The sequence below is a fragment of the Nonomuraea sp. NPDC050540 genome (genome assembly GCF_044457485.1).
Classification (GTDB): domain Bacteria; phylum Actinomycetota; class Actinomycetes; order Streptosporangiales; family Streptosporangiaceae; genus Nonomuraea.
The window spans coordinates 217646-241067 of the sequence record NZ_JBITHA010000014.1; the positions used below are offsets into that span (position 1 = coordinate 217646).

A 23422-nucleotide genomic window follows, 5' to 3' on the forward strand; every position below is an offset into this window, starting at 1 on the left:
GTTGTGACTCTCACATACGGCGGGGTGTGTTTCCGCATGGAACGAGGTGTCAGCCTGTCGCCGTCCTGGTTGTCGTCAGCACCGGACGGTTCGCTCGCAAGTCCTCACTTCAGGGTGAGAGGGCCGACACGCTAGCGGGACGTCCATAAGTCCCGCGATAGCATGGCCTGTCGCGCGTACTCACCGGTTGGAACTCGTCAAATACGACGAATCGACCAATAGGCTCGCGCAAGCCCAAAAAGTCTATACAGCCGCAGACTTCGCCATCAGTGACAGCTGACCGGCTACGCTTCCGCGCCCATCGAGCAGGCGGCGGGCGCGATCCGCACTGGCAGCGTCTCACACAGAAGGAGCCACCATGAGCAGCGAACGCGGACCAGTGGACGTCAGTCAAGGTGGGTACTTCGTGCAAGCGGCGAACATCCACGGCGACACGATCCACCTTCACAGCCAGCAACAAGTAGTCTCTCCCGAGTCACAGATCGTCGAGATGCAACGCATCATCGCCATGCGAACACCCGATTCGGATGTAGCCCCCAATCCGGTGGTCATCTACCTGGAGAATCCAGCCGACTTCGAGGAAGTCCGAACGGCCCTGGGCGCGGTCCTCGACGCATTCGGCCAAAAGATCATTCTCGCGAGCAACGTCGTCATCGGGTCCATTTGGCAGGCGTTCGTCTCAGCGGTCAAACGGCAGGGAGAACCCGGCAACCTGAACACCACCGCCGACGCCCTCACCGCCGGCGCCACAGCACGGTGGTACGGCGAGCCCCAGTCCCAGATCACCAAAGCACAGGGGGAAGCGATCGCCGCGCTGCTGGAGACGCTGAAGGGGACCGACAACGCGCTTCTCACGTTCAGCAACATCCTGATCGTGAAGGTCGACGGCGTGCCTCTCGTACGCGAACTGACACCTGAGCAGGTGGCGCGGATGCAGAGAAACCCCAGCTACTTCGCTGATCCGCGACTCGTCCTGAGCAAGCTCGAGATCGAACCCGCCCTTCAGGCGGCGGGCTTCGAGGAGGCCCAGCGGCACCTCGCGCCGTGAGCAATGGGCTCGTCGGAGAGGGCGGCCTCGACGCCGAGTGCACTCTCCGATCTGAACGTGAGACTGATTCGCGAATCGGGCGTATTGGGTCATCGAAATTCCCCATTAAGACGCGACCCACAGCCACTCCTTTCGTACGGTTTGCCATTCCAATGCCCACCTGAGTGGATTGTGCAGCCCAGTAGGACAAATCCCCTCGGAACAACCAGCGCCAATCGGGAACGCGGGTGCGCTGCGGGTCGTTATCGTGTCCTGGGAATACTCACCCCTGGCGATGCTGAGGCACGATTGGAGAAGGTTGATGCCGCGCCTGCCGAAGACCGTGGTCGCCGTCCTCATCGCAACGTTCTTAGCCAGCATCACCATCGCCTGCTATATGGAGATGTACTATCTAGAGCTTCTTCAGAAGCATCCGATAATGGTCAATCTTCTCTCGGGCGTCATTGGATACTCGTTTCTCGGCGGATGCGTGGTCGTTGGAATCAATTGGTACACGGACGTTCATCGATCCGCACGGCAAGAAAAAGCCTACTGCTTCGTCACCGGCTCGATGATGGGCCTCCTTCGAGAAGTCCCGGAGGAGTTTTGGAGAACGGCCTCAAAGGTTCAGCTGGGCCGGTTCACAACAGCCATCGACCTGAGAGGAGACGGACACGAAAATCTCACCAGTGCGCTCCGATGGCATGCACAGAATCGCGCCCTGCCCCGCAAGTACATGACAGCCCATCGCGAGTTCTACAGCCGCGTCGAATCGATGCTCGACGCATGCAAATCACTGGAAAGGCGAGCGGGAATCGCAGGCGACCGAGAACTGGGACACGCGCTCAAAAGAGCCAAATATTGCATGGACGCCGCCGCCCCCGGCGACCATACGACCATGACCTATGAGAAATGGACGATCAACATAACCAGCTACATGGTGGAGTACGTCGGGCTACTCCTCAGCAGACCACAGATGGACGCGATCAAGGCCGGGGTTGACGAGCGGGCGTACTGGAGAATCTACGCGTGGCACTAGACGGCATCGCCGTTCACGGCCGCCATCGTCACCAGGCGGCCGTATGACGAGATGCGCCACCCCTCCAGCAGGTCCGGATTGGCACGGCTTGAACGCTACGGTGTGCATTGGGCCCGTTTCCGCAGACCGACCAGCCCTTCGCGTCGCCTGAGGAACTTTCGATGGCACGCCGATGTGTGGCGGTTCAAGATGGGTGGACACCTCCAGACGGCAGGAGCCAGTCATGCCCGGAACCATGTCCGCCCTCGACCGCATCCGGCCCCTTCAGGAGTTCGCCCTGGAGCTGGGAAGGGTCTCGGGGGAAAAGGCTGCTCCGCTCAAGTCGCTGGCGGGCCGGCTGGAGACCTCCGAGAGCCGGGTGCACGAGATCTTCACCGGGCAAGCCCCACCAGACCCTGCGGAACTCACGGTGCTGCTGGTCACGCTCGACCCGCTCATCACAGGGGCCGAGATCGCCGCCTGGCAGACCTGTTTGCGATTCGTGGGCGCGCTGATGAGCCCAACCGGCTATCGGGGCGATCCGGTGAAAGAGGTTCTGCGCATCCTGCATCCCTTGGAGGACCTGGCTTCTGGACGGGGAGTGGGGCACACTCTGCTCCGGCCCGAGGCCGGCCTTCCTGATTTGCCGGATCTTGAGCTCTTTCTACGGCGAAGGTTCGAGCCCGGTTGGCGGCGTGCGCCATGGCGCATGGCTCATGACTTCGCACGTCAGCTCCTGCGGGTGGCCGGCGAGGACGGTGTTCCAGCGCCACCGGACTCTTGGGTGGATCCTCGCTCACCGTTCTCCCCTCCAGCCCAGCACGAGCCTCCCCTCCCGTCCGGGTACAGCAGAACCGTGCACGCCGTCGTCACGGCCAACGAGGAACGGATGCGCTTCAACATCGCTCAGCAGGCGGCGCTGCGCGATCGTTCGGCTGAGGAGGAGCCGCAGGCGCAAGTTCTTACGATCTTCCTCAGCCATGAGCACCAGCAGGAGTACGTCGAATCGGCGGTGACCGAGTGGCTCGCCGCGCAAGGCGCAGAGGTCATCTACGAGGGCATTCCCATCATCGGGTCCCTCTGGAAGACCTTCCTGACCCGGGCGAAGAAGGATCATCTCGACGACGGTATGGCCATCGCCGCCCGCGCCGCAGGACTGTACGGGCTCGACACTCGCCAGGCCGAGGTGAACGTCCAGGAAGCCGAAGCCTTCGCCAAGGTGATGGAAGCCATCGCGGATATGGACTCGGCGATCATCCACCACGGGACGCTGCTCGTGGTCAAGTACGGCGGGTCGGTGGTACGTCGTGAGCTGAGCCAGCTTGAAGTCGAAGCGCTACGCCGGAATCCGGCCCTCACCGCCCGGCCCGACACCATCTTGACCGAGCTGCAGCGCCACGCGGAGCTACTGGCGGTGAAGGACGAGGTACAACCGTCTCAACCCAGCGCGGGCTAGCCGCCGAAGCCGGTCAGGCTTTAGCCTCTGCACCCTACGGCCGGCACATCAGCCATCCTCAGCAACGGACCGCCGTCGGCGAGCGTGGCCTTGAGCAGGGGCGCCGTGGCTGGCGGGCAAGGACGTGTGGAGCGGCTAAGGTGAAGGAGACACCCCCTTTTCGCACCGGGAACCACCATGTCGGCAGGACATCAGCACGTCATCCGAGTCGCGGCCGCAGAGGACCTTGACGCCCTTCAAGCCCTTGCCCGCCGGACGATCGACGCCTGTTACCGCGCGTTTCTGGGAGATGAGGCGGTGGACTGGTTCCTGGGTAGCGGTGCGTCGGACGCCCACGTGAAGACCTATCTGGAGCAGGGCAAGGTGTACCACCTGAGCCACGATGGGCGGATCGTCGGAGTTTCCATCCTCGACGGCCCCACCATCGACGTGATGATGGTCGACCCCGACCATCACCGTCGAGGGCTGGGCCGAGTCCTGCTCCGGCATGCGGAGTCGACCCTGTTCGCGCATCATGCAGCCATCCGGCTGGAGAGCTTCGCCGGCAACACCGCGGCCAACGCCTTCTACGAGGCATGCGGCTGGTCACCTGGCCGACGGCTGGAGGCGGAGGGACCGGCCAAGGTCGAGTACACCAAGCACCGCAGGATGGACTGAGCGGAACCGCGTGCGCTGACGTTGCCCCCGGAAAGTGGCGGTGGTGTCCGCGCGGCACGGCAGGATGAGCTCCCGGCGGGCGAGTCCGTCACCTAACAGGCGTCGCCGGCTGCTCGGTGAAGCGGACCGCCAGGTATGTCCCACGGCGGGCCGGAGTTTGCGGTTGGGCGGCCTGCTCTGGCCGGTGGATGGCGTTCCGGTGAAGGGTCTGGAGGGGTGAAACAGTCGCCACCGGGGCCGGACATGTACTCCTATGTCTGGCACCTTCGGCTTGAGGAGACCCATCCGTGACCCGTCCACTGGGGGCGCGGGATCGTTTCGAGACGATCTACCATGCGTATTACCCGGCCATCCATCAATACGTCGCCCGCCGTACCGACTCACCTGACGACACCGCGGACGCCATCTCCGAGACGTTCCTCACCGCGTGGCGGCGCATCGGCGATGTGCCCGAGGGCGATGGGGCGCGCCTGTGGCTGTACGGCGTGGCCCGCCGCGTGCTGTCCAACCAGCGCCGCGGCGCCTCCCGCCGGGCCGTACTGGCCGAGCGGCTTCGTGAGGAACTGACAGCCGAGCGCCGCGCGGCCCCCGCGGACCTCGACCACGTGAGGGACGTGTTCGACCGCCTGTCCGCGCGTGACCGTGAAGTGCTCGCGCTGACCTGCTGGGAAGGTCTGACCGGGCAGCAGATCGGCAAGGTCCTCGGCTGTACGGCGACAGCCGTCCGCATCCGCCTGCACCGGGCACGCAAACGGCTGGCCAGAGAGCTGGGCGTGGCCGAAGAGGGAAACCCGACCGCGGAACTGAGGGGAGAGAACCTGTGAGCAAGATCGACCGCATGCTGAGGACCATCGATCCCGCTCCCATCGCGCCGCAGGAGGGGCGGGGCGCGCGGGAGCTCATGGAGGAGATCGTGGCGACGCCCGCCGAGGTACGCAGGCGGTGGAGCTGGCCCGTCCTGCTGCCCCTGGCCGCGGTCATCGCGTTGGCCGCCGTCGTCGGGGTGGCGTTCCTGCCGAAGAAGGCGCCGATCGCCCCCAGTGCCGCGCTGGCGTTCCAGCGGTCGGGCGACGACTGGATCGTCACCGTCAGCGACCTCTACGCCGATCCTGAACGGTATCGGGAGGAGTTCCGCGCACGAGGATTGGACATCGAGCTGTCTTTCACCCCGGGCTCGCCCAGCGTGGTCGGGTCAGTCGTCTACCTGTCGACCACGGAAATCGTCTCCCTGACGAATGCGTGCGCGGCAGACCCGACAGGCTGCACGATCTCGCTGCGCATCCCCGCGAAGCTGTCGGAAAAGGCGGCCATCGTATTGGCGCGGCCTGCCAGGGCGGGCGAGAAGTACGACACGATGGGCTTCGTGAACGCTCCCGGCGAGTTGCTGCACTGTGTCGCCTTCGAGAACATCACGGTCGGTGAACTGCGGAAGGTGCTGGCCAAGCGCGACGGCTCGATCACCGACTTCAGGATCATGGTCGGCGGGGAGTCGCGGAAGGTCACGGCTATGCAGGTGCCGGACAACTGGTTCGTCCAGGACGTCACGCCGCATGCCCTTGGCGAGGTGCGGATCTGGGCGGGCCCGGAGCCGGCGAAGCGCCCAGGCCGGCGGGAGCCCGCGGAAAGTGACGCCTGCCGCTCGTCGTGAAGCCCCACAGCGCCGCATGCCGGCCGGGCTGGAGTCGAGAGATCCCGTCTGATCTTGGTGGTCAGGCGGGATCTTGTCGTTTCGATGGTCCGTTCCTGCGGCCGGGCTCGGCGTGGGTCAGCAGGTGCGTGTGGTGGACGACCGTTTCGGGCGTGGGCATCTCCTGGCTCGCATTGTCTGGTACGGTACGGTACCGTACCAGAGTAGCCGTTTCCCTTTCGCTGGCGAAGGAGATGCCCATGGTCAGCCCGGCGGAGCTCAGGTCGGCCGCCAAGCGTCAGGCGATCATCGACGCCGCGCGGTCGGTGTTCCTCGCGGGCGGTTTCGCCGGGGCCAGTGTGGATGAGGTGGCGGCGCTCGCCTCCACCTCCAAACGCACCGTCTACGGGCTCTTCGGCGACAAGAAGGGGCTGTTCACCGCGGTGATCACCGAGGACATCGAGGCCGCCGAACACCGCTCGCACGACAGCGTCGAGGCGCTGGCGGCCAGTCAGGACCTCGCCACGGACCTGCGCGCCTTCGCCCGACGGCATGTCGTGAACGTCATCCAGCCGCACCTCATGCGGCTGCGCCGCCTGGTCATCGGCGAGGCCGAGCGCTTCCCCGACCTGGCGAGCACCTGGTACGCCAACGGCCCAGGACGCGGCCACACCACCCTGGCACGGGTGTTCACCACCCTGGCCGGGCGCGGCCTGCTGCGAGCGGACGACCCGGCACTGGCGGCCCAGCACTTCAACTGGCTGATCCTTTCGATCCCGCTGAACCAGGCCATGTTCCACACAGACGACCACCTCACCCCCGCCACCCTCGAGCACTACGCCGACGAGGGAACCCGGGTGTTCCTGGCCGCCTACGGCGTGAGCCGGCCCAGCAGGCCGGCCGGAACGCCGGGCGCCGGTGACCGTTCGCAGTGACAGCGCTCCTGATCAGTGCATCCCCATGTCCCGAACCCCATCGACACCAGAGGATCATGATGACCAAGGTGATCTCGGCAGACGGCACACCCATCGCCTACCAGCGCTTCGGCGGCGACGGCCCGCCGCTCATCCTGATCACCGCGGCGTTGTGCGACCGCACCTCGGTCACCGCGCTGGCCGAGCAGCTCGCGCCCCGCCTTCCCGCGATCGCCTACGACCGGCGCGGGCGCGGCGGCAGCGGAGGCATCGCCGGTTGGAGCGTCCAGCGGGAGATCGAGGACCTCGCCGCCCTCATCGACGGAGCCGGTGGCAGCGCCGCGGTCTACGGCCATTCCTCCGGAGCGGCCCTCGCCCTGCACGCGGCCGCCGCCGGCCTGCCCATCACCAAGCTCGTCCTGCACGAGCCGCCCTTCACCCCCGCCCAGGACGGCGAAGACCAGCGCGAGCGGCAGGCCGCCGAGGAGCGGGCCGGACGCGAGCAAGCCACCGCCATCCGCGCCCTGCTCGCCCAGGACCGCAGGGCCGAGGCCGTCGCCGCGTTCCTGACGCCCACCGGGATGCCGCGGCAGATGGTCGAGCAGATGAGCAACGACCCCGCCGTGCAGGCCGTCGCCCACACCCTGCCCCATGATCCGTTCGACGTGGTCAGCGCGAGCAGCAGAGGCGGCGCCACCCCGGCAGAACAGGCCGCCACGGTGACGATCCCCGCGCTGCTGCTGTGCGGCGGCGACAGCTTCGCCTGGATGGTCGAAACCGGCGCCCAGCTCGCCGCCGCCATGCCCGACGGACGCCATCACGTCATGCCGGGCCAGCCCCACGTCGCCGCACCGCAGGTGCTGGCGCCGCTGCTGACCGGCTTCCTGCTCAGCACATGAGCATTGACAGCCATCAACGCGAACTCAAGACCGGCCGGCATCGTCACGGCGCCCCACCGAGCTGCGCTGGACCAGCCCAACAGCGACCGGGTGCTGTTGGGCCACCTGCCCAGAACGTCGCCATGGCGAACCGACGACGTACTCCTAAAGCTCCGAGCGTGCTTCCGCGGTACCCGCCCAGATCCCCCGCGCGTGTTTGAGGTGCGTGCTCATCAGCTCCGCCGCCTCGTCCGCCCTTCCGGACTCGACGGCGTCGAGCAGCGCATCGTGCTCTCGTGTGGACTCGATGAAGTCCTGCGTGCCCGCGACGTGGTCCAGGCCGTACAGGCGGCCTTGGTCGCGTAGCTGGGCGACGATGTCGACCAGCCGGGGATTTCCCAGATGGCCGAGCAGGGTGAGGTGGAGCTCCCGGTCGGTGCCGAGGAAACCGACCCAGTCCCCCGTCATCGCGGCCTCTTCGGTACGCGCGGCCAGGTCGCGCAAGGGAGCGAAGTCGTCGACGAGCCCGCGAGCGGCGATCTCACGGACGGCCGGGACCTCGAGCATCAACCGGATCTGGATGATCTGATCGAGATCGGCTTCGGTCATGACTCGGATCCTGAAGCCCCGGTTGCGCACCATTTCGATCAAGCCTTCCTTGGCCAGGTCGAGCAGCGCCTCCCGCACCGGGGTGATCGACACCTGTAGCTGTTCGGCCAGCTGGCCGATCGCGTACAGCGCCCCCGGGCGGATCTCGCCCGCTACGATCTGGGCGCGGATCACCTGGCCGGCATCGTCGCGAAGACTTTGTCGCCGCAACCCGGTGCCGGGTGCGACCGTGGGGCCGGGACGGGACATAGAGGACTCCCTGATCGTCGAAGCCGCCTGTCTGAGGTATAAGGTATCGCGTTCCGATGTCCCTTCTCGTCGTGGAGCTGCCGAAGGCCACGTAAATGCTTGACACCTGAGGTGTAAGGTATTACACCTAACCCGCAACGCCAAGTGAGGTGGGGCATGGGTTCGAATCAGGTGGACGTCGCCCTCGTGGGTGGTGGGGTCATCGGCAGCGCGGCTGCCTCCTACCTCGCCCGCTCCGGCGCCGACGTCCTGGTGGTGGACCCGGCTCCGGGGCGCGGCGCGTCGGCGGGGAGTGCCGGGCTGGTCGTGCCGAGCTACAGCCTGGCCATGTCCAACCCCGGGGTTCTGCGGAACGCTCGGAATGACCCTCGCCCCGGCCACCGGCCGGATCGTCGCGCGGCTTCCGGCGTCCGCGTGGAAAGGCGATGCCGGCACGTCTTCCCGCATTCTGTGACCTTCTTCTCCCTGAGGGGCAGCCGCCCTCAGCCTTCCTGGACCACCAACCATTCACAGGGAGACACATGATCCCCGACGACCTCACGAAATACCTCACCACGATCCCGGACTGGACGGAGATCCCCACGGTCGACGGCCTGATTGACCAACTCGAGAAGCTGCGGGCCGCGAACGGAGACCTGTGCCGGTGGCGCCGTTACGGGACGAGCCGTTTGGGCGATCCACTCCGCGTCCTGTCGATCGGGCACGGTGAGCGGAACGTCCTGATCCTGGGCGGCCCGCACGCGAACGAGCCGTATGGCGCTCTGACGGTCAGCCACCTCGCCCGGCTCGTGATCGAGCACGCCGAACTACGCGACGACTTGACCTGGCATTTCCTGCCCTGGGCCAACCCCGACGCCGCCAGGATGAACGAAGGGTGGTTCGCGGGGCCACGCTCCATTCGGGACTATCACCAGCATCTCCACCGCCCGGCGCCGGTGGACGACGTCGACTTCACGTTCCCCCATTTCTCCGAGAATGGTTACTACGACAGGCCGTTGCCGGAAACCCAGGCGGTGATGCGGATCCTGGAAGACCTGCGTCCGGTGTTCCAGTACTCCCTGCACAACTGCGATTTCGGCGGCGTCTTCTACGTCCTCGACCATGACGTACCGGGGCTCGCCGAGGATCTGCTGGCGTTCACCGGCCAGACCGCCGTTCCCCTGGCGATGGACTCCGCGGCCGTGGCGGGGCTCGACACCCCCGGTAAGGGGGTCTACCTCCTCCCGCCCGCGGAGTTGATCGATGGCGGGATCGCCGAAGCCGGCGCGACCAGCGGGCACTGGGCCGCCCAGTACGGGACCACCACCCTGGTCACCGAGATTCCGATGTGGAACGACCCGTGTGCGGCGGACGATGCCGATTCCGGCCGGACGGTGGGTGAGGTGTTCGGTCAGGCGGCCACGGAGATGGCCGAGGCGTCGGACCTGCTCGCCGACCTGATGGCGGCGGTCCGCCCGGCGCTGCGCTGCGGGTCACCCCTCGCCGCCTCGGCCGAGTCACTCGTCCGGCTCGCTCCCTTGCTGGGGCAGGGGATGCGGGCCGCGGCCGAAGCGATGGACGAGCGGCCCGCCGCGGTCGGCGAAGCCTTCGTCGGCGCGATAACCCCGCACATGATCCGGATGCGCGGTCTCGGGCAGTTGCGACGGCTGCTCCGGGCCGAACTCGCCACCGGCAACCAGGCGCCGGTCCTCCGGGCGACCGTCCGGAAAGCCGATGCGTTGTTCGACCAGGCCTGCCAGGCCGCGGGCATGGTGTCGGAGGGGAATCCCTTTCCGCTGCGTGAGGTGGTCGCCGTGCAGGTGGGCGCCGGACTGGTCGCCCTGCGGCGGATTCTGAAGGAGGCGAGATGACCGGCCTTCACCACGTCGGCGGGACCCTGGTCCGAGTACTCGGGGAGCTCACGTGAAGAACCTGTACAACCTGACGGTCCCGCTGCGTGACGGCATCACCCTCGCGGCCGACCGGTACGGCCCGGCCGGCGACGCACCGGCGCCCGCGATCGTTCTCGGCACCCCTTACGGCAAGAACGACCCGAGGCGGCCCGCGCAGGCGGCACTCATGGCGGAGCGGGGCTACGCGGTCGTGATCTACGACGTCCGCGGCCGCGGCGATTCCGACGGCGTGTTCGAGCCGTACCGGAACGAAGGCCGGGATGGCTATGACGTGATCGAGTGGGTGGCCGCGCAGGACTGGTGCGATGGCAACGTCGCGAGCTGGGGTGGTTCCTACTCCGGCCACGCCCAATGGCTGACCGCGCTGGAGAAGCCTCCGCACCTGCGGGCGATCGTCGCGTACGCGACACCCTCGGATCCTTTCGTGGACTTCCCGACCGGAACGCGGCTTCCGCAGGAGGTCTGCTGGTACCGGATGGTCGATCGTCGTGCCCTGCAGAATGTGGCCGGAATCGATTGGAACGCCGTTTACAGCCACCTTCCGCTGTACACCATGGACGAGGCCGCCGGATTCGTCAGCGCCGCCTGGCGGGCGGACATCGGACACGCCCCCGGCGACACCGAGTACTGGGCCCCGCTCGCCTACCAGCAGAAACTGTCCGTAGTGGACGTTCCGGCGCTGCACATCACCGGGTGGTACGACGACGTCCAACCGGGAACGCTGCGGAACTTCGCGGCTATGGTCTCGAAGGCACCCACGGAGAAGGCGCGGCGCGCGCAACGGCTGGTGATGGGCCCCTGGGGGCACGACGCCGGTCGCGCGGGCGGCCGGAGGATCGGCGACGTCGACTTCGGCGACCATGCCGAGGACGTCGAAGTGACCGACCTGGAGTTGCGCTTCCTTGACCACCACCTGCGGGGTATCGACAACGGCGTCGACCGGGAGGCGCGCGCACGGTTGTTCCTGATGGGTCGCGGGGAGTGGCGTGACGCCGATGAATGGCCGCTGCCGGAAACCGTGTGGACATCGCTGTACCTGCGCAGCGCGGGTGACGCCAATACTCGTGGCGGCGGCGGGCGGCTGACCATCGACGCCCCTGCGTCGGAGGAGCCGACGGACACGTACCGATACGACCCCGCCGATCCGGTGCCGTTCCTCACCGAGCCGACGTCGATGCAGATCGGCGGTCCCGACGACTACGCCGAGGTCGAAGATCGCGACGATGTGCTCGTCTATCTCGGGCCGGAGCTCGGGGAGCCGCTGACGGTGATCGGTCCCGTACGCGCCGAGCTGTTCGTCGGCAGCGACGCGCCCGACACCGACTTCACCGCGAAGCTCGTCGACGTCGGGCCCGACGGTGTACGGCGCCGGCTCTGCGACGGCATCGTCCGCGCACGTTACCGGGAGGGCTTCGCCATGGAGCTCGCTCTGCGGCCGGGCGTGGTGTACCGCGTCGAGGTCGACATGTGGAGCACCGCGCACGAGTTCAGCGTCGGGCACAGGGTAGGGCTGGAGATCTCGTCGAGTGCCTTCCCGAAGTACGACCGGAACCAGAACACCGGCGGATCGATCGTCCACGGCGCCGAGCCGCGGGTGGCTCACAACGAGATCTGGCACGGTCCGGAGCGTCCCTCCCGGCTGATCCTGCCGGTGATCCCCGGGCTTGATCCGGTGTGACGGGCATCCGGGATCAGGGGCTCGTCCCCGATCCGGAGGCCGCCGCCCCTCTCGACCCCGCTGCTTCGTCCGCCGGGAGGGGCGCCTTGCCTGGCGTACCGCGGAATCCGTATAGGGACTCTTGCGTTCTTATATGGACATCGATGTACTCTTATGAGCGTGAGAGGTCATGAAGGGCCGCGCGCGTACCGGACCAGGCAGTCGATCTTGGATGTCGCGACCGAGGTGCTCCTGTCCAACCCGTCCGCCTCCATGGCCGACGTCGCGGCCGCCGCGGGGGTGGGGCGGACCACGTTGACCAAGCGCTATCCGACCCGTCAGGCGATGCTGGTCGCGATCGCCCATGACGCGGTCGATCGCCTGGACAAGGCCATCGCCGAGGCGCAGCTGGACGTTCCCGGCGATCAGGTGCTCGACGCGCTGCGCCGACTGGTCACCCTGGTGATCCCGCTCGGCCCGCGGATCGAGTTCCTGGTGCGGCAGCCATCGCTGGACCTGGACGAGGAACTCGTGGCCCGGGTCGCCGCCATAGACGAGCCACTCGACGAGCTGATCCGGCGCGGTCAGCAGGCCGGGATCTTCCGCGCCGAGGTGCCCATGTGGTGGGCGAACCTCACCTTCAACGGCCTCATCTACAGCGCCTGGGAAGCGATCTCGCTGGGACGGCTGGCTCCACTGGACGCGCCGGGCCTGGTGATGGCGACTCTGCTGGGCGGCATCGGCGTCACGCCGTCGTAGAGGCCGCGGGCTCCGCCGTACCGAAGAACCACTCATCGAGGAGGAAGCATGTCCGCGATCAGAGGTCTGGCCGTCCGCGCGGCGACCCGCACGCTGGCGGCGTGTGGCGATCACGTCGCCCAGTTGTACCTGCCGAGGGAGGATCCGTGGCCGGTCTACGGCAGAATCCGGCGGCACGGACCGGTCTATCGGAGCATGATGGGTTATGCGGCGGTTACGTCCTACGAGCTGTGCAGCCAGGTGTTGCGCGGCCAGGGCTTCGGAATGCGGGACTCCGCGGGCCGGTTGCCGAGCGAGCAGCAACTTCCTCTGGGGCTGGCGCCCTCACTGCTGGAGCTGGATCCGCCGGACCACAGCCGGCTGCGGCGCCTGGTCGCGCCCGCCTTCCGCCCCAAGCTGATCAATGAGTACCGCCCCCGGATCGAAGAGGCCACGGCGCGCCTGCTGGACCGGATCGGTGACGGGCCGTTCGACCTGATCGGGGAGTTCGCCACGCCGTTGCCGATCACGGTGATCAGCGAGCTGCTCGACATCCCCGAGAACCGGCGCGGGGAGTTCGCCCGCTACGGCACCCTCACCGGCCAGGCGCTGGACGGGCAGCTGACCTCGCGCCAGCGGGCCGAGTGGGAAGCGGCCCTCGCGGCGATGACCCAGCTGTTCACCGAGCTGATGAACGAGCGCAGGCGAGAGCCGGGCGCCGACGTGATCAGTGTGCTGGTCAACGCGGTCGACGGCGAGCAGGTCACCGTCGGAGAGGTGATCGCCACCTGCCTGCTGCTGCTCATCGCCGGATTCGAGACGACGGTGAACCTGATCGGCAACGGGGCGTACCAGCTCGCGCGCCATCCAGAACAGTGGCGGACACTGCGGGAGAACCCGGACCTGGCCGCCGGGGCGGTGGAGGAGATCCTCCGGTACGACCCGCCCGTACCGGTCACCGGGCGTGTCGCCCAGCATGAGGTGGAGCTGGGCGGCAGGCTACTGCGCAAGGACACGCAGGTGCTGACGGTCCTGGCCGCGGCCAGCCGCGATCCGGAGGTCTACGCCGAACCGGACAGGTTCGACATCACCCGTACCGGCGGCCCCGAGCACTTCGCCTTCTCCAGCGGGATCCACTACTGCCTGGGGGCTCAGCTCGCCCGCATCGAAGGAGAGATCGCCCTGCGGGCTCTCGCCGAACGGCTGCCCCGGCTGCGCCAGACGGGCGACCCGCGACGACGGTCGTCGGCATCGATCCGCGGCTTCTGTTCCCTTCCGGTCACCGCCTGAAGCCCGACGCCCTGGAAGACAACCCGGACGAGTGGCGGAGCCGGCTCGCCCAGCCGGCCTGGGCCATCCACTCACCACGGCGATCGGGCTGACCCGCCATGTCTTCCACCCGGGCCACCCGCGGGGCCGCCATCCACGCGGCTCGACTCGCCGCTCGCGACAAGGGCGCGAACCTCGTTCTCGGCCATCCCGAGTACTACCCCCGCTTCGGTTTCATCCCTGCGTCAACCTTGGGGATCCGTCCGTCTTTCGAGGTGCCCGACGAGGCGATGATGGCATTCGTCTTCGACGACACGATCCCCGTGCCCAGCGGCACCATCGTCTACCCAGCGCCGTTCGGCGTCTGACCTCTCCAGAGGATGAGTCACGAGCCGTAGCGGCGGGGCACGCTCATGAAGCGGCAGCACTGCTACTCCGCGCAGAGTCGCGCGATCAGAGTCCGAAGAACCCACCGCTCCCAGCGGTCGCGCGGCCAGCCGCGCTCGTGCACGAACAGCAGGTAGAGCTCGGGGCTGAGCAGGCCGTACAGCACGTCGGCGGCCTCCTCGGCCGATACCTCCGCCCGCGCGCCCGGCTTGCCGGCGAGGGCCTTGGCCGCCCTCTCCTGGACCACGTAGCGCGGATCGACGTCGTGGGGCCACAAGGCGGCGACCTCGGGGTCGCTCGCGCACGCTCCGTCCAGCACCTTGCCGATCGGCGCGACACGCTCCAGGACCGAGGCCGTGCCCGCGACGTACGCGCGCAGCATGTCCTGGGCGGTCCCGGCACTGAGGGCATTGACGTACCACGGCCGGTCCATCGTGGCGACCGGCTCGTCGTCGCCCGCGATCGTCACGTCGACCAGTTCCTTCAGCAGAGCGCGCTTGTTGCCGAAGACGAAGTAGATCGTCTGCACCGCGACCCCGGCCTTCGCGGCCACGTCCTGCAGGTTCGTCGCACCGTAGCCGTCCAGGACGAACAGTTCCAGCGCTGCTTGGAGGATGCGCCCGCGCGTCTCCCGCGCCTTCTGCGTCCGCTTGCTGGGTGGCTTGACATCGCTCATGGCTAGAGTCTATCTCTAGATTCATTCACTAGAAGTCAACTCTAGAGAGCAGATCTAACTATGTCGGTGCTCCCGGACCGGCCTTCCCCGGACTCACTCACGTCCTGGACGAGCACTGACGGGAACCACCGGAACGAGGAAGTGACATGATCGAACTTGACGCGCTGACCAAGGTGTACGGCACGGCCCAGAGCCGGGCGGTCGACGAGGTGTCCCTGCGCATACCCGCCGGATCGGTCTTCGGATTCCTGGGCCCCAACGGCGCCGGCAAGACCACGACCATCAAGATGCTGGCCGGGCTGCTGACCCCCACCTCCGGCCGGGTCCTGCTGGGCGGCTTCGACGTGGCCCGGCAGCGTCCGTCCGCGATGGCGCAGTTCGGCGCCGTGCTCGAAGGCTCGCGCAACGTCTACTGGAGCCTGTCGGCCTGGCAGAACCTGATGTACTTCGGACGGCTCAAGGGCCTGCGCAAGTCCCGGGTCGCCGAACGGGCCACGGACCTGCTGACCGATCTGGGCCTGTGGGAGCGGCGCCACGAGAAGGTCGGCGGCTTCTCCCGCGGCATGCAGCAGAAGGTCGCGATCGCCGCCGCCCTGATCGCCGGCCCGCCGATCGTGCTGCTGGACGAGCCGACGCTCGGCCTGGACGTCGAGGCCGTACGCACCGTCAAGAACTGGATCGCCGAGCAGGCCCGCGAGCTGGGCACCACCGTCCTGCTCACCACGCACCAGCTCGACGTGGCCCAGGAACTGTGCGACCGGGTGGCCGTGATACGCCAGGGCAGGCTCGTGGCCGACCTGCCCACGCGCGACCTGCTGGCACGCTTCCGCGAACGCGACCGCTACGAAATCCGCCTGGAGGGCGCGGCGCCGCCGGGCTTCGACGCCGTCACCCGTGATGGCGTCACCACCATCAGCGCGCGGGTGGGCGGTCCGCGCGAGATCTACGACGTGGTCGAGCGGCTGCGCGCGCACGGAGCCGTTCTCGAATCGCTCACCCAGGTCCAGCCCGACCTGCAGGACGTGTTCCTCGCCTTGGTGAACGAGCCGTCCCATGTCGCTTGACATCCTGCGCGCGGAGATCGGCAAGGGCCTGCGCGTCCAGCTCGCCCACCCGGCCGGACATGTGATCACGCTGCTGATCAGCACCATGATGTACCTCGGCCTGCAGTTCGTCCTGGGCCAGGGCGAACTCCGGCAGGACCTGCTGCCGCAGACCTTGGTCGCGATCGGCGGCTACTGGTTCCTGCAGTACGCCGGCCTGGTGATGGTGGCCGACCTCATCGAGGAGAAGCGCGCGGGCACCTTCGCCCAGGCCCAGATGGCCACGGCGCCGCCCTGGCTGCCGATGCTCGGCCGGCTGATCACCGCGTCGTTGTTCGGGCTGGCCGTGGCCGCCGTCGCCGCCATCGTCCCGATGCTGGTCGCCGGGATCACGATCCCCGTGCGCTGGGCGGCGATCCTGCCCGCAGCGCTCCTGGGGATCAACGCGTTGGCCTTCACGTTCCTGCTGGCCGCCCTCGCCTTGGTGTCCCCGATGGTCGGCGCCCTGCAGTCGTTGTTCTCCTCGCTGGTGCTGCTGCTCAACGGCTCGTTCCTGCCGCTCGCCCTGTACCCGGAGTGGCTGGCCACGGCGGCCAGAGCCCTGCCCACCACGCTCGGCGTCGAGGCGCTCACCCAGACGCTGTTCGAGGGCCGCACGTTGTCCCGGCTCTGGAGCGGCGGCACCCTGCCCTGGCTGATCGCCCACACCCTTGTTCTCACCGCCGTCGCCGGCCTGCTGTTCGCGCGCAACCACCGCCGAGCCCTGGAGTCGTCTTGATCTTCGCCCGCGGGTTCGCCGCCGAAGTCCGCAAAGGCCTGCTCAACCTGCTCGCCGGATGGCGCGAAGGCCTGATCCAGATGATCACCTTTCCGCTGTTCTATCTGCTCGTCGTGCTCTTCATGGGACGAGGCCAGCTGCACGCGTACCTGCTGCTGCCTGTTTTGCTCGGCATGGTGGCGCTGACCTTCATCCACGAGCAGGTCAACCGGGTGTTCTGGAGCTACCTGGGCGACATCCAGTCCGGCGTACTGGAGCAGACGTATCTGACCCCGCTGCCCTCGGCCGCGAGCATCCTCGGCCGGCAGGTCGCCGCCGTGATCTCCGCCGCGCCCACCGCGCTGGCGGTCCTGGCCACCGGGGCCACCGCCATCGTCGTCCAGGGCGGGCGAGTGCCCTTCGACGCGCAGGTGATCGTGCCGCTGACCGCCATCGTGCTGGGCACCTGCGGACTCGCGCTCATCCTGTGCGGCCTGACCCTGGTGTTCAAACGCATCGAGATCATCACTCAGCTGTCCGTCGCCCTCTACGCCATCGCCGGCGGCACCCTGGTCCCCCTCACCGCCATGCCCGACCCGATCGCCTTCCTCAGCCGCCTGATCGTCCCCATCGCGCCGGGCATCGAGGCGATGCGCGACATCCTGCTCGGCGGACACTCACTCGCCGCCCTGCCCACCGGCTGGGGACTGTCCTGGCTGCTCGCCCAGCCGCTGCTCATCGTGTCCGCCGGGGTGATCCTGTTCAACCGGCTCGAACACCTCGCCCGGCGCCGCGGCACCCTCGGCCGCTACTGACAGAAAGAAAGAGAGCAACCGACGTGAATGTGTTCTTGTGGGTACTGCAGGCCGTGCTGGCCGCCGTCTTCGGACTGGCCGGGATCATGCATGCCACCCAGCCGAAGGAGAAGCTACGCCCCATGGCGCCCTGGGTGGACGACTTCCCCCTGCTCCGGATCCGCCTGATCGGCGCGGCCGAACTGCTCGGCGCCCTCGGTCTGATCCTGCCCTCCGTCACCGGCGTCGTCCCGATCCTGACCCCGGCGGCCGCCGTCGGCCTGGCCCTCACCATGCTCGGCGCCGCCGCCACGCACACGCGGCGCAAGGAGCCGGCGGCCCTCGCCGTCAATCTGGTGCTCCTGGCGATGGCCGCGTTCGTCGCGTGGGGCCGATTCGGCCCCTACCCTCTCTGACCTACCGAACTGAGAGGTCCTCCGCCGGGACGACGGCCTCGCGACCTCCGGAGGAGGCGGGTGAGACCCGGTGACGATGTGCGGGGCATCGCCGCGGCGGCAGATTGGGGCGGGTGAACACCTTTCCTCCAGGAAGCCGCCGGACGATCGTGCCGGTCCTGATCCTCGTCGTCTGGTCCGTGAGCTATCTGGCCCTCGGCCTGCTCTGGGCCTTCGGCGGGCCCGGATATCCGTTCGACGCCGGACGTGCGGGGGCGGGCGACATCCTGCTCGATCCCCTTCCGGCGGCGGCCGGCGGGGGGCTGCTGGCGATGTCGGCGCTGGTGGCGGGCGCCGTGGCCGTGCTCGCCACCAGAGGTCCGCTCCACCGGGCCCTCGCCGTCGTGGCCGTCGTGGCCGGCGTCGGCCTGGCGGTCCTCCTGCCGGACGTGCGCGTCATGATGACCGCCGGCTACCTGCCGGTGATGCTGGTCGCCGCGCTCGCCGGTCAGGCCGAGTTCTCGATGATCGCGACCATGCTGACGTGGCCGACCGTCAACCTGCTCATTCTGATGGCGGCCGGCGTCAGCCTGATGTTTCTGGGGACACGCGCGCTGATCGGAGGGTTCGGCCGGCCCGGCGGCGGCGCCGGAGCGCTGCGGATCGGGCGGTACGCGACCGCCGTCGCGGTCGCCGTCCCCGTCGTCTACGCCGTCACCCGTTTCGGCTGGCTTCTGGGCGTGCCCGTCGGCATCAGCGACCAGTTCCTGGCCCACATCGCCGAGATCACCCCGATCGGCGCCGGTCTCAGCACGCTCGGTCTCCTCGGCGCGTTCCTGACCGTCGGCTTGGTACGGCCGTGGGGTGAGAACTGGCCGCGCTGGGTGCCGTTCCTGCGCGGGCGTCCGATTCCGGCGCGGCTCCCGGTCTGCGCGGCTCTGGCCGCTGCCCTCCCCATCACCTCCGCCGGACTGATGTACGCGCGCAAGAAGCTCACCGGCGAGCAGGTCGGCCCGGCGGGCGCCGCCGACGAGCTGGGCGCCTGGCTTCCGGAGATGTTGTGGCCACTGTGGGGTGTGGCCCTGGCGGTGGCCGCGCTGGCCTACCTCGCACGCCGCCGGCACCCCGCTCACGCGCTCCGACCATAATGGTGGGCGTGCCAGAGTCCCGGTCCACCGGCGCCGCGGTGGACTCCCTTCTCAACCGGCATCAGGTGAGCGCCGATGCCGTGCTCGCCGTCCTGCTCCTCCTGCCGCTCGGCCTGGTCTCGTGGGGCCTGCTCCAGGCCTCGGACAGTCCCCTGCCGCTCCGCCTGCTCGCGGGTCTCTGCGTCCTGGTGCTGCATGGTTGCGTCGTCGCGCGCCGCCTGCGCCCGCTGGCGGCGTACGGGCTGGCCGCGGCGGCGATGCTGCTGCTGGTGGCGCTGCCCCCCCTGCACGATCCGGGCGGCGCCTACTATCCGGCGGTGCTACTGCCGAGCACGCTGGTCTTCGGGCTGCTGCTCTACACGGCGGCCGGCCGGCTCGGCCTGCTGCCCGGCCTGGTCTGCCTGGCCGTCGCCCTGGCGGGTGTGGGCCTGCTTCTGGCGCGGCTGTGGAATCCGGCCTCGTGGGATGGATCGTCCGGTTCCTCCGAGCTGGCCGCCTGGCGGATCGGGCTGTCGGCCGGCCTGGTCGCCGTGACGGCGTGCCTGTGGTCGCTGGGCCGCCTCAGCCGGATGCGGGTGTTGTTCCTGTCCGAGCTGCGAGCCAAGGCCGAGCGGGCCGAGGCCGACCGTGCGCGGGAGCGGGAGGAGGCGGCGCGGGCCGAGCGCGACCGCATCAGCCGCGAGATGCACGACGTGGTGTCCCACTCGCTCGCCGTCATGGTCAGTCAGGCGGAGGGTGGCAGGCTGTCGGCTCCGGACGCGCCCAGGGCGGAGGTGTTCGCCACCATCGCCGGGGTCGGGCGCGAGGCCCTGCGCGACATGCGCGGGCTCCTGGGCGTGCTGCGCGCCGACGGCGGCACCGCTCCGCAACCGGGCCTCGGCGATCTGCCCGACCTGCTCGGCCACGTGCGCGATACAGGGGTACGCGTCGCCGTACACGAGATCGGGGACGCCCACCCGCTGCGACCCGCGGCGGACCTGACCGCCTATCGCGTCGTCCAAGAGGGGCTGACCAACGTGATCAAGCACGCGGGGGCGACGGCCGCGGCCGACCTGACGCTGGCGTGGCGCCCGGACGGACTGCACATCACCATCACCGACGATGGCGACGGCCCGCCAGCCGAAGGGGCCGGCGTCGGGCTGACCGGGATGCGCGAACGGCTCGGCATGGTGGGAGGCACCCTGGAGGCCGGTAGACGCACCGGCGCCGGCTTCGTCCTGTCGGCCACCGTGCCCTATGAGCCGAGGAGTCTCCCATCATCAGGATCATGATCGTCGACGATCAGGAGCTGCTGCGCAACGGCCTGACCATGGTCGTCAGGTCCCAGCCCGACATGGAGGTGGCCGCCGAGGCCGCCGACGGCCTGGCGGCCCTGAAGGCGCTGGAGTCGCGGCGCGTCGACGTGGTGGTGATGGACATCCGCATGCCCCGGATGGACGGTGTCACCGCCACCCGGGAGATCCAGCGGCTGAACGACCCGCCGAAGGTGCTGGCGCTGACCACGTTCGACCTCGACGAGCACGCCCTGGCCGCGCTGCGGGCCGGTGCGAGCGGGTTCATGCTGAAGGACGCGCCGGGAGAGGAGATCATCGCCGCGATCCGGCACGTGCACCGCGGCGACTCGATCATCGCGCCCGCCACGACCCGGCGGCTCATCGGACGGCTCGTCGCGAAGACCGACACCGACCCGGAGGCCGTGCTCAAGGTCCTCACCGAGCGCGAGCGTGAAGTCTTCCTCAACCTGGCCAGTGGCGCGTCCAACGCCGAGATCGGGGTCAGGTTGTTCCTGTCGGAGACCACGGTCAAGACCCACGTGGGGCGCATCCTGACCAAGCTTGGACTGCGCGACCGGGTCCAGGCGGTGGTTCTGGCCTACGAATCGGGCGTCGTCACCCCGGGCGAGCGCTGAGCGGAGGCCCGGCCTGGGTCAGAGCCGTACTCGGGTCCCGGCTTCTCGCGGAGCCGTCGGCCGCACCGAGCTGGAGCACGATCAGCGTGACGACCGCCGCGGTCATGATGAGCAACCCGGTCCTGCTCGACTTCGCGAGCCGGGCGAACGAGATCGTCTGCGGCGAGACGATGAAGATCAGAAACCTTCCGCTCGAGCCCCGGGGGTTGAGGTCGCCCTCTCGCGAACACGCCCAGGCCATAGAGGCCGAGATCTTCTAGGCGGGCCGGGTGGCGTGGTGGCAGGCGGCGAAGTGGTCGCCGGCGGGTTCCAGGACGGGTTCCCGGCTTGAGCACTCGTCGGTGGCCTTCCAGCAGCGGGTGTGGAAGCGGCATCCGGGCGGCGGCGCGACGGGGCTGGGCGGGTCGCCGCCGAGCATGATGCGCTTACGCCCCCTCAACGTCGGCCGGGGCACCGGCGCGGCCGACAGCAGGGCGCTGGTGTAGGGGTGTGCCGGCGTGCCGTACACCTTGGCGGCGGGCCCGATCTCGGCCACGCGGCCGAGGTACATCACGCCGACGCGGTGCGAGACGTGCCTGACGACGGCGAGGTCGTGGGCGATGAAGACCAGCGCCACGCCGAGGGTGCGCTGGAGCTCGGCGAGGAGGTTCACGACCTGCGCCTGGACGGACATGTCGAGCGCGGAGACGGGCTCGTCGCAGACGATGACGTCGGGCTCCGTGGCCAGCGCGCGGGCGATGCCGATGCGCTGACGCTGGCCGCCGGAGAACTCGTGGGGGAAACGGTTCATGCGGTCGGGGTCGAGGCCGACGAGGTCGAGCAGCTCGCCGACCCGCGCCCGCCTGCCGGAGGCTCCGCCGGCCAGCCGGTGCACCTGCAGGGGCTCGGCGACGAGGTCCTGGACGGTCATGCGCGGGTTGAGCGAGGTGAGCGGGTCCTGGAAGACCATCTGGACGCTGCGCCGCACGTCGCGGGCGGGGAAGGGGCGGCCGCGGAAGGTGACCTCGCCGCTGTCGGGCTTCTCCAGCCCGACGAGCATCCTGGCCAGCGTGGACTTGCCGCATCCCGACTCGCCGACGGTGCCGAGCGTCTCACCGGCGTGCAGCTCCAGGCTCACCCCTGACACCGCGTGTACGGCGCCGCCCTTGGACAGCAGGCCGCCGCGGTAGGTCTTGTGCAGGTTCACCGCGCGCAGCACGGGCTCAGCCGACATCGAGCAGCTCCTTGGTGTGGTGACAGGCGGCGGCCCGGTCGGAGCCGCCGTCCAGGAGGGTGAGCTCCGGGCGGGTCCCGGTGCACAGCGCGGTGACCCGGTCGCAGCGGGGCGCGAAGGCGCAGCCGGCGGGCAGCGAGGACGGGCTGGGCGGCTGGCCGGGGATGGCGCGCAGCTCGCTGGCGGGGCGTTCCAGGTCGGGGATGGCGCCGAGCAGGGCCCGGGTGTAGGGGTGCGCGGGCCGTTCGAACAGCTCGTAGACGTCGCCGGTCTCCACGATCCGCCCGGCGTACATGACCGCGACGCGGTCGCTGACCTCAGCGGCTACGCCGAGGTCGTGGGTGATGAGCAGGACGGCGGTGCCGAGCTCGCGGCGCAGCCGTTCGATGAGCTCGAGGATCTGCGCCTGGACGGTCACGTCGAGGGCGGTGGTGGGCTCGTCGGCGATGATCAGGTCGGGTTCGAGGGCGACGGCCATGGCGATGAGGATGCGCTGGCGCATGCCGCCGGAGAACTGGTGGGGGTAGTCGTCGATCCGCTTGCCGGGAGCGGGGATGCCGACGAGCTCCAGCATTTCGATCGAGCGTGCCCTGGCTTCGGCGCGCGTGGCGCCGACGTGGACCCGGAACAGCTCGCCGAGCTGGTCGCCGATGCTCAGGACGGGGTTGAGCGCGGACAGCGCGTCCTGGAAGACCATCGTCATGTCGTTGCCGCGCAGCGCGCGCCGTTGCTCGGCGCTCATGGTCAGCAGGTCGTGCTCTCCGAGGCGGGCCACCCGCGAGCCGACCTGGACCCCGGGGTGGTCGAGCAACCCCATGATCGCCTTGGCCGTGACGGATTTTCCCGATCCGGACTCGCCCAGCAGGGCGAGGGTCTGGCCGCGCTCGATCACCAGGTCGACGCCGCGCACCGCGGGGAGCAGGCGTCCCGAGGCGGTGAACGTGACCTGGAGGTCACGCACCTCAAGAACCGTGTCGCTCACAACGCCTCCTCTGTCCAGTGACGAAACTTTGCATGTCAACGACGCTTCATGCACGAAAACACCTTCAGTATTGACCTCTATGAATGATTCTGGCAAGCTCCAAGAAAAATGCCGAGAGGAGACAAAG

General features: G+C 68.7%; 26 protein-coding genes. 22 read left to right on the forward strand and 4 right to left on the reverse strand.

All coding sequences use genetic code 11. From position 1 onward, the window contains the following. Positions 1–358 precede the first annotated feature (358 nt). From ACIBI5_RS38225 to ACIBI5_RS38260, 8 genes are all read left to right on the forward strand, one after another. The gene (locus ACIBI5_RS38225) at positions 359–1048 is read left to right on the forward strand and encodes a hypothetical protein (protein ID WP_397254112.1); all 690 of its coding nucleotides are present in this window, start codon (positions 359–361) and stop codon (positions 1046–1048) included. Between the two features lie 301 nt (positions 1049–1349). Further along, a complete protein-coding gene (locus ACIBI5_RS38230; RefSeq protein WP_397254114.1) occupies positions 1350–2066 on the forward strand; it encodes a hypothetical protein in 717 nt (238 codons plus the stop codon). Between the two features lie 223 nt (positions 2067–2289). Next, positions 2290–3501, forward strand: coding sequence for a hypothetical protein (locus ACIBI5_RS38235; protein WP_397254115.1), 1212 nt, complete (start codon positions 2290–2292; stop codon positions 3499–3501). A gap of 297 nt (positions 3502–3798) precedes the next feature. Further along, the gene (locus ACIBI5_RS38240; protein WP_397254116.1) at positions 3799–4158 is read left to right on the forward strand and encodes a GNAT family N-acetyltransferase; all 360 of its coding nucleotides are present in this window, start codon (positions 3799–3801) and stop codon (positions 4156–4158) included. Between the two features lie 287 nt (positions 4159–4445). Then, the gene (locus ACIBI5_RS38245) at positions 4446–4982 is read left to right on the forward strand and encodes an RNA polymerase sigma factor (protein WP_397254117.1); all 537 of its coding nucleotides are present in this window, start codon (positions 4446–4448) and stop codon (positions 4980–4982) included. After that, on the forward strand, positions 4979–5806 hold the full coding sequence (locus ACIBI5_RS38250) for a hypothetical protein (RefSeq protein ID WP_397254119.1): 828 nt from the start codon (positions 4979–4981) through the stop codon (positions 5804–5806). The genes ACIBI5_RS38245 and ACIBI5_RS38250 overlap by 4 nt, the downstream gene beginning before the upstream one ends. Before the next feature lie 239 nt (positions 5807–6045). Next, entirely contained in the window at positions 6046–6720 is a 675-nt protein-coding gene (locus ACIBI5_RS38255) for a TetR/AcrR family transcriptional regulator (protein WP_397254121.1), read from the forward strand. A gap of 68 nt (positions 6721–6788) precedes the next feature. Then, on the forward strand, positions 6789–7598 hold the full coding sequence (locus ACIBI5_RS38260) for an alpha/beta fold hydrolase (RefSeq protein ID WP_397254123.1): 810 nt from the start codon (positions 6789–6791) through the stop codon (positions 7596–7598). Positions 7599–7742: 144 nt separating this feature from the next. On the opposite strand, the gene ACIBI5_RS38265 is transcribed toward ACIBI5_RS38260, so the two are convergent. Further along, on the reverse strand, positions 7743–8435 hold the full coding sequence (locus tag ACIBI5_RS38265) for a GntR family transcriptional regulator (protein WP_397254125.1): 693 nt from the start codon (positions 8433–8435) through the stop codon (positions 7743–7745). A gap of 156 nt (positions 8436–8591) precedes the next feature. On the opposite strand from ACIBI5_RS38265, the gene ACIBI5_RS38270 reads away from it, so the two are divergent. The 6 genes from ACIBI5_RS38270 to ACIBI5_RS38295 all read left to right on the forward strand — a co-directional run bounded on the left by ACIBI5_RS38270 (position 8592) and on the right by ACIBI5_RS38295 (position 14359). Continuing rightward, positions 8592–8960, forward strand: a complete 369-nt coding sequence (locus ACIBI5_RS38270) for an FAD-dependent oxidoreductase (protein WP_397254127.1) — start codon at positions 8592–8594, stop codon at positions 8958–8960. Beyond that, on the forward strand, positions 8957–10285 hold the full coding sequence (locus tag ACIBI5_RS38275) for a M14 family zinc carboxypeptidase (protein ID WP_397254128.1): 1329 nt from the start codon (positions 8957–8959) through the stop codon (positions 10283–10285). Before ACIBI5_RS38270 ends, ACIBI5_RS38275 begins: the two co-directional genes overlap by 4 nt. 52 nt (positions 10286–10337) lie before the next feature. Next, on the forward strand, positions 10338–12005 hold the full coding sequence (locus tag ACIBI5_RS38280; RefSeq protein WP_397254130.1) for a CocE/NonD family hydrolase: 1668 nt from the start codon (positions 10338–10340) through the stop codon (positions 12003–12005). 159 nt (positions 12006–12164) lie between these two features. Beyond that, positions 12165–12743: a hypothetical protein gene (locus ACIBI5_RS38285; protein WP_397254132.1), complete on the forward strand. Its 579-nt coding sequence runs from the start codon at positions 12165–12167 to the stop codon at positions 12741–12743. A 48-nt stretch (positions 12744–12791) separates the two neighbouring features. Further along, positions 12792–14012 carry a cytochrome P450 gene (locus ACIBI5_RS38290; protein WP_397254134.1) on the forward strand — a complete coding sequence of 407 codons (1221 nt, stop codon included), beginning with the start codon at positions 12792–12794 and terminating at the stop codon, positions 14010–14012. A 98-nt stretch (positions 14013–14110) separates the two neighbouring features. Continuing rightward, positions 14111–14359 (forward strand): hypothetical protein, encoded by a 249-nt coding sequence (locus tag ACIBI5_RS38295; protein WP_397254136.1) that lies wholly within the window; start codon positions 14111–14113, stop codon positions 14357–14359. 62 nt (positions 14360–14421) lie between these two features. Here the strand turns inward: ACIBI5_RS38295 and ACIBI5_RS38300 are convergent, their stop codons facing one another. Continuing rightward, the gene (locus ACIBI5_RS38300; RefSeq protein WP_397254138.1) at positions 14422–15054 is read right to left on the reverse strand and encodes a TetR/AcrR family transcriptional regulator; all 633 of its coding nucleotides are present in this window, start codon (positions 15052–15054) and stop codon (positions 14422–14424) included. A gap of 146 nt (positions 15055–15200) precedes the next feature. On the opposite strand from ACIBI5_RS38300, the gene ACIBI5_RS38305 reads away from it, so the two are divergent. The 8 genes from ACIBI5_RS38305 to ACIBI5_RS38340 all read left to right on the forward strand — a co-directional run bounded on the left by ACIBI5_RS38305 (position 15201) and on the right by ACIBI5_RS38340 (position 21360). Next, positions 15201–16118, forward strand: a complete 918-nt coding sequence (locus ACIBI5_RS38305) for an ABC transporter ATP-binding protein (protein ID WP_397254140.1) — start codon at positions 15201–15203, stop codon at positions 16116–16118. Next, positions 16108–16875, forward strand: coding sequence for an ABC transporter permease (locus ACIBI5_RS38310; protein WP_397254142.1), 768 nt, complete (start codon positions 16108–16110; stop codon positions 16873–16875). The genes ACIBI5_RS38305 and ACIBI5_RS38310 overlap by 11 nt, the downstream gene beginning before the upstream one ends. Further along, on the forward strand, positions 16872–17669 hold the full coding sequence (locus ACIBI5_RS38315) for an ABC transporter permease (RefSeq protein ID WP_397254145.1): 798 nt from the start codon (positions 16872–16874) through the stop codon (positions 17667–17669). Before ACIBI5_RS38310 ends, ACIBI5_RS38315 begins: the two co-directional genes overlap by 4 nt. A 23-nt stretch (positions 17670–17692) precedes the next feature. After that, positions 17693–18064, forward strand: coding sequence for a DoxX family protein (locus ACIBI5_RS38320; protein WP_397254147.1), 372 nt, complete (start codon positions 17693–17695; stop codon positions 18062–18064). Positions 18065–18177: 113 nt separating this feature from the next. Continuing rightward, positions 18178–19191 carry a hypothetical protein gene (locus tag ACIBI5_RS38325; RefSeq protein ID WP_397254149.1) on the forward strand — a complete coding sequence of 338 codons (1014 nt, stop codon included), beginning with the start codon at positions 18178–18180 and terminating at the stop codon, positions 19189–19191. 8 nt (positions 19192–19199) lie between these two features. Then, positions 19200–20462 (forward strand): sensor histidine kinase, encoded by a 1263-nt coding sequence (locus ACIBI5_RS38330; RefSeq protein WP_397254151.1) that lies wholly within the window; start codon positions 19200–19202, stop codon positions 20460–20462. Further along, entirely contained in the window at positions 20459–21100 is a 642-nt protein-coding gene (locus ACIBI5_RS38335; RefSeq protein WP_397254153.1) for a response regulator, read from the forward strand. Before ACIBI5_RS38330 ends, ACIBI5_RS38335 begins: the two co-directional genes overlap by 4 nt. 86 nt (positions 21101–21186) lie before the next feature. After that, on the forward strand, positions 21187–21360 hold the full coding sequence (locus ACIBI5_RS38340) for a hypothetical protein (RefSeq protein WP_397254155.1): 174 nt from the start codon (positions 21187–21189) through the stop codon (positions 21358–21360). Here ACIBI5_RS38340 and ACIBI5_RS38345 read toward each other — a convergent pair. Continuing rightward, a complete protein-coding gene (locus ACIBI5_RS38345) occupies positions 21357–22313 on the reverse strand; it encodes an ABC transporter ATP-binding protein (RefSeq protein WP_397254157.1) in 957 nt (318 codons plus the stop codon). The genes ACIBI5_RS38340 and ACIBI5_RS38345 overlap by 4 nt on opposite strands. Then, positions 22303–23295, reverse strand: a complete 993-nt coding sequence (locus ACIBI5_RS38350; protein WP_397254159.1) for an ABC transporter ATP-binding protein — start codon at positions 23293–23295, stop codon at positions 22303–22305. The genes ACIBI5_RS38345 and ACIBI5_RS38350 overlap by 11 nt, the downstream gene beginning before the upstream one ends. Positions 23296–23422 lie beyond the last annotated feature (127 nt).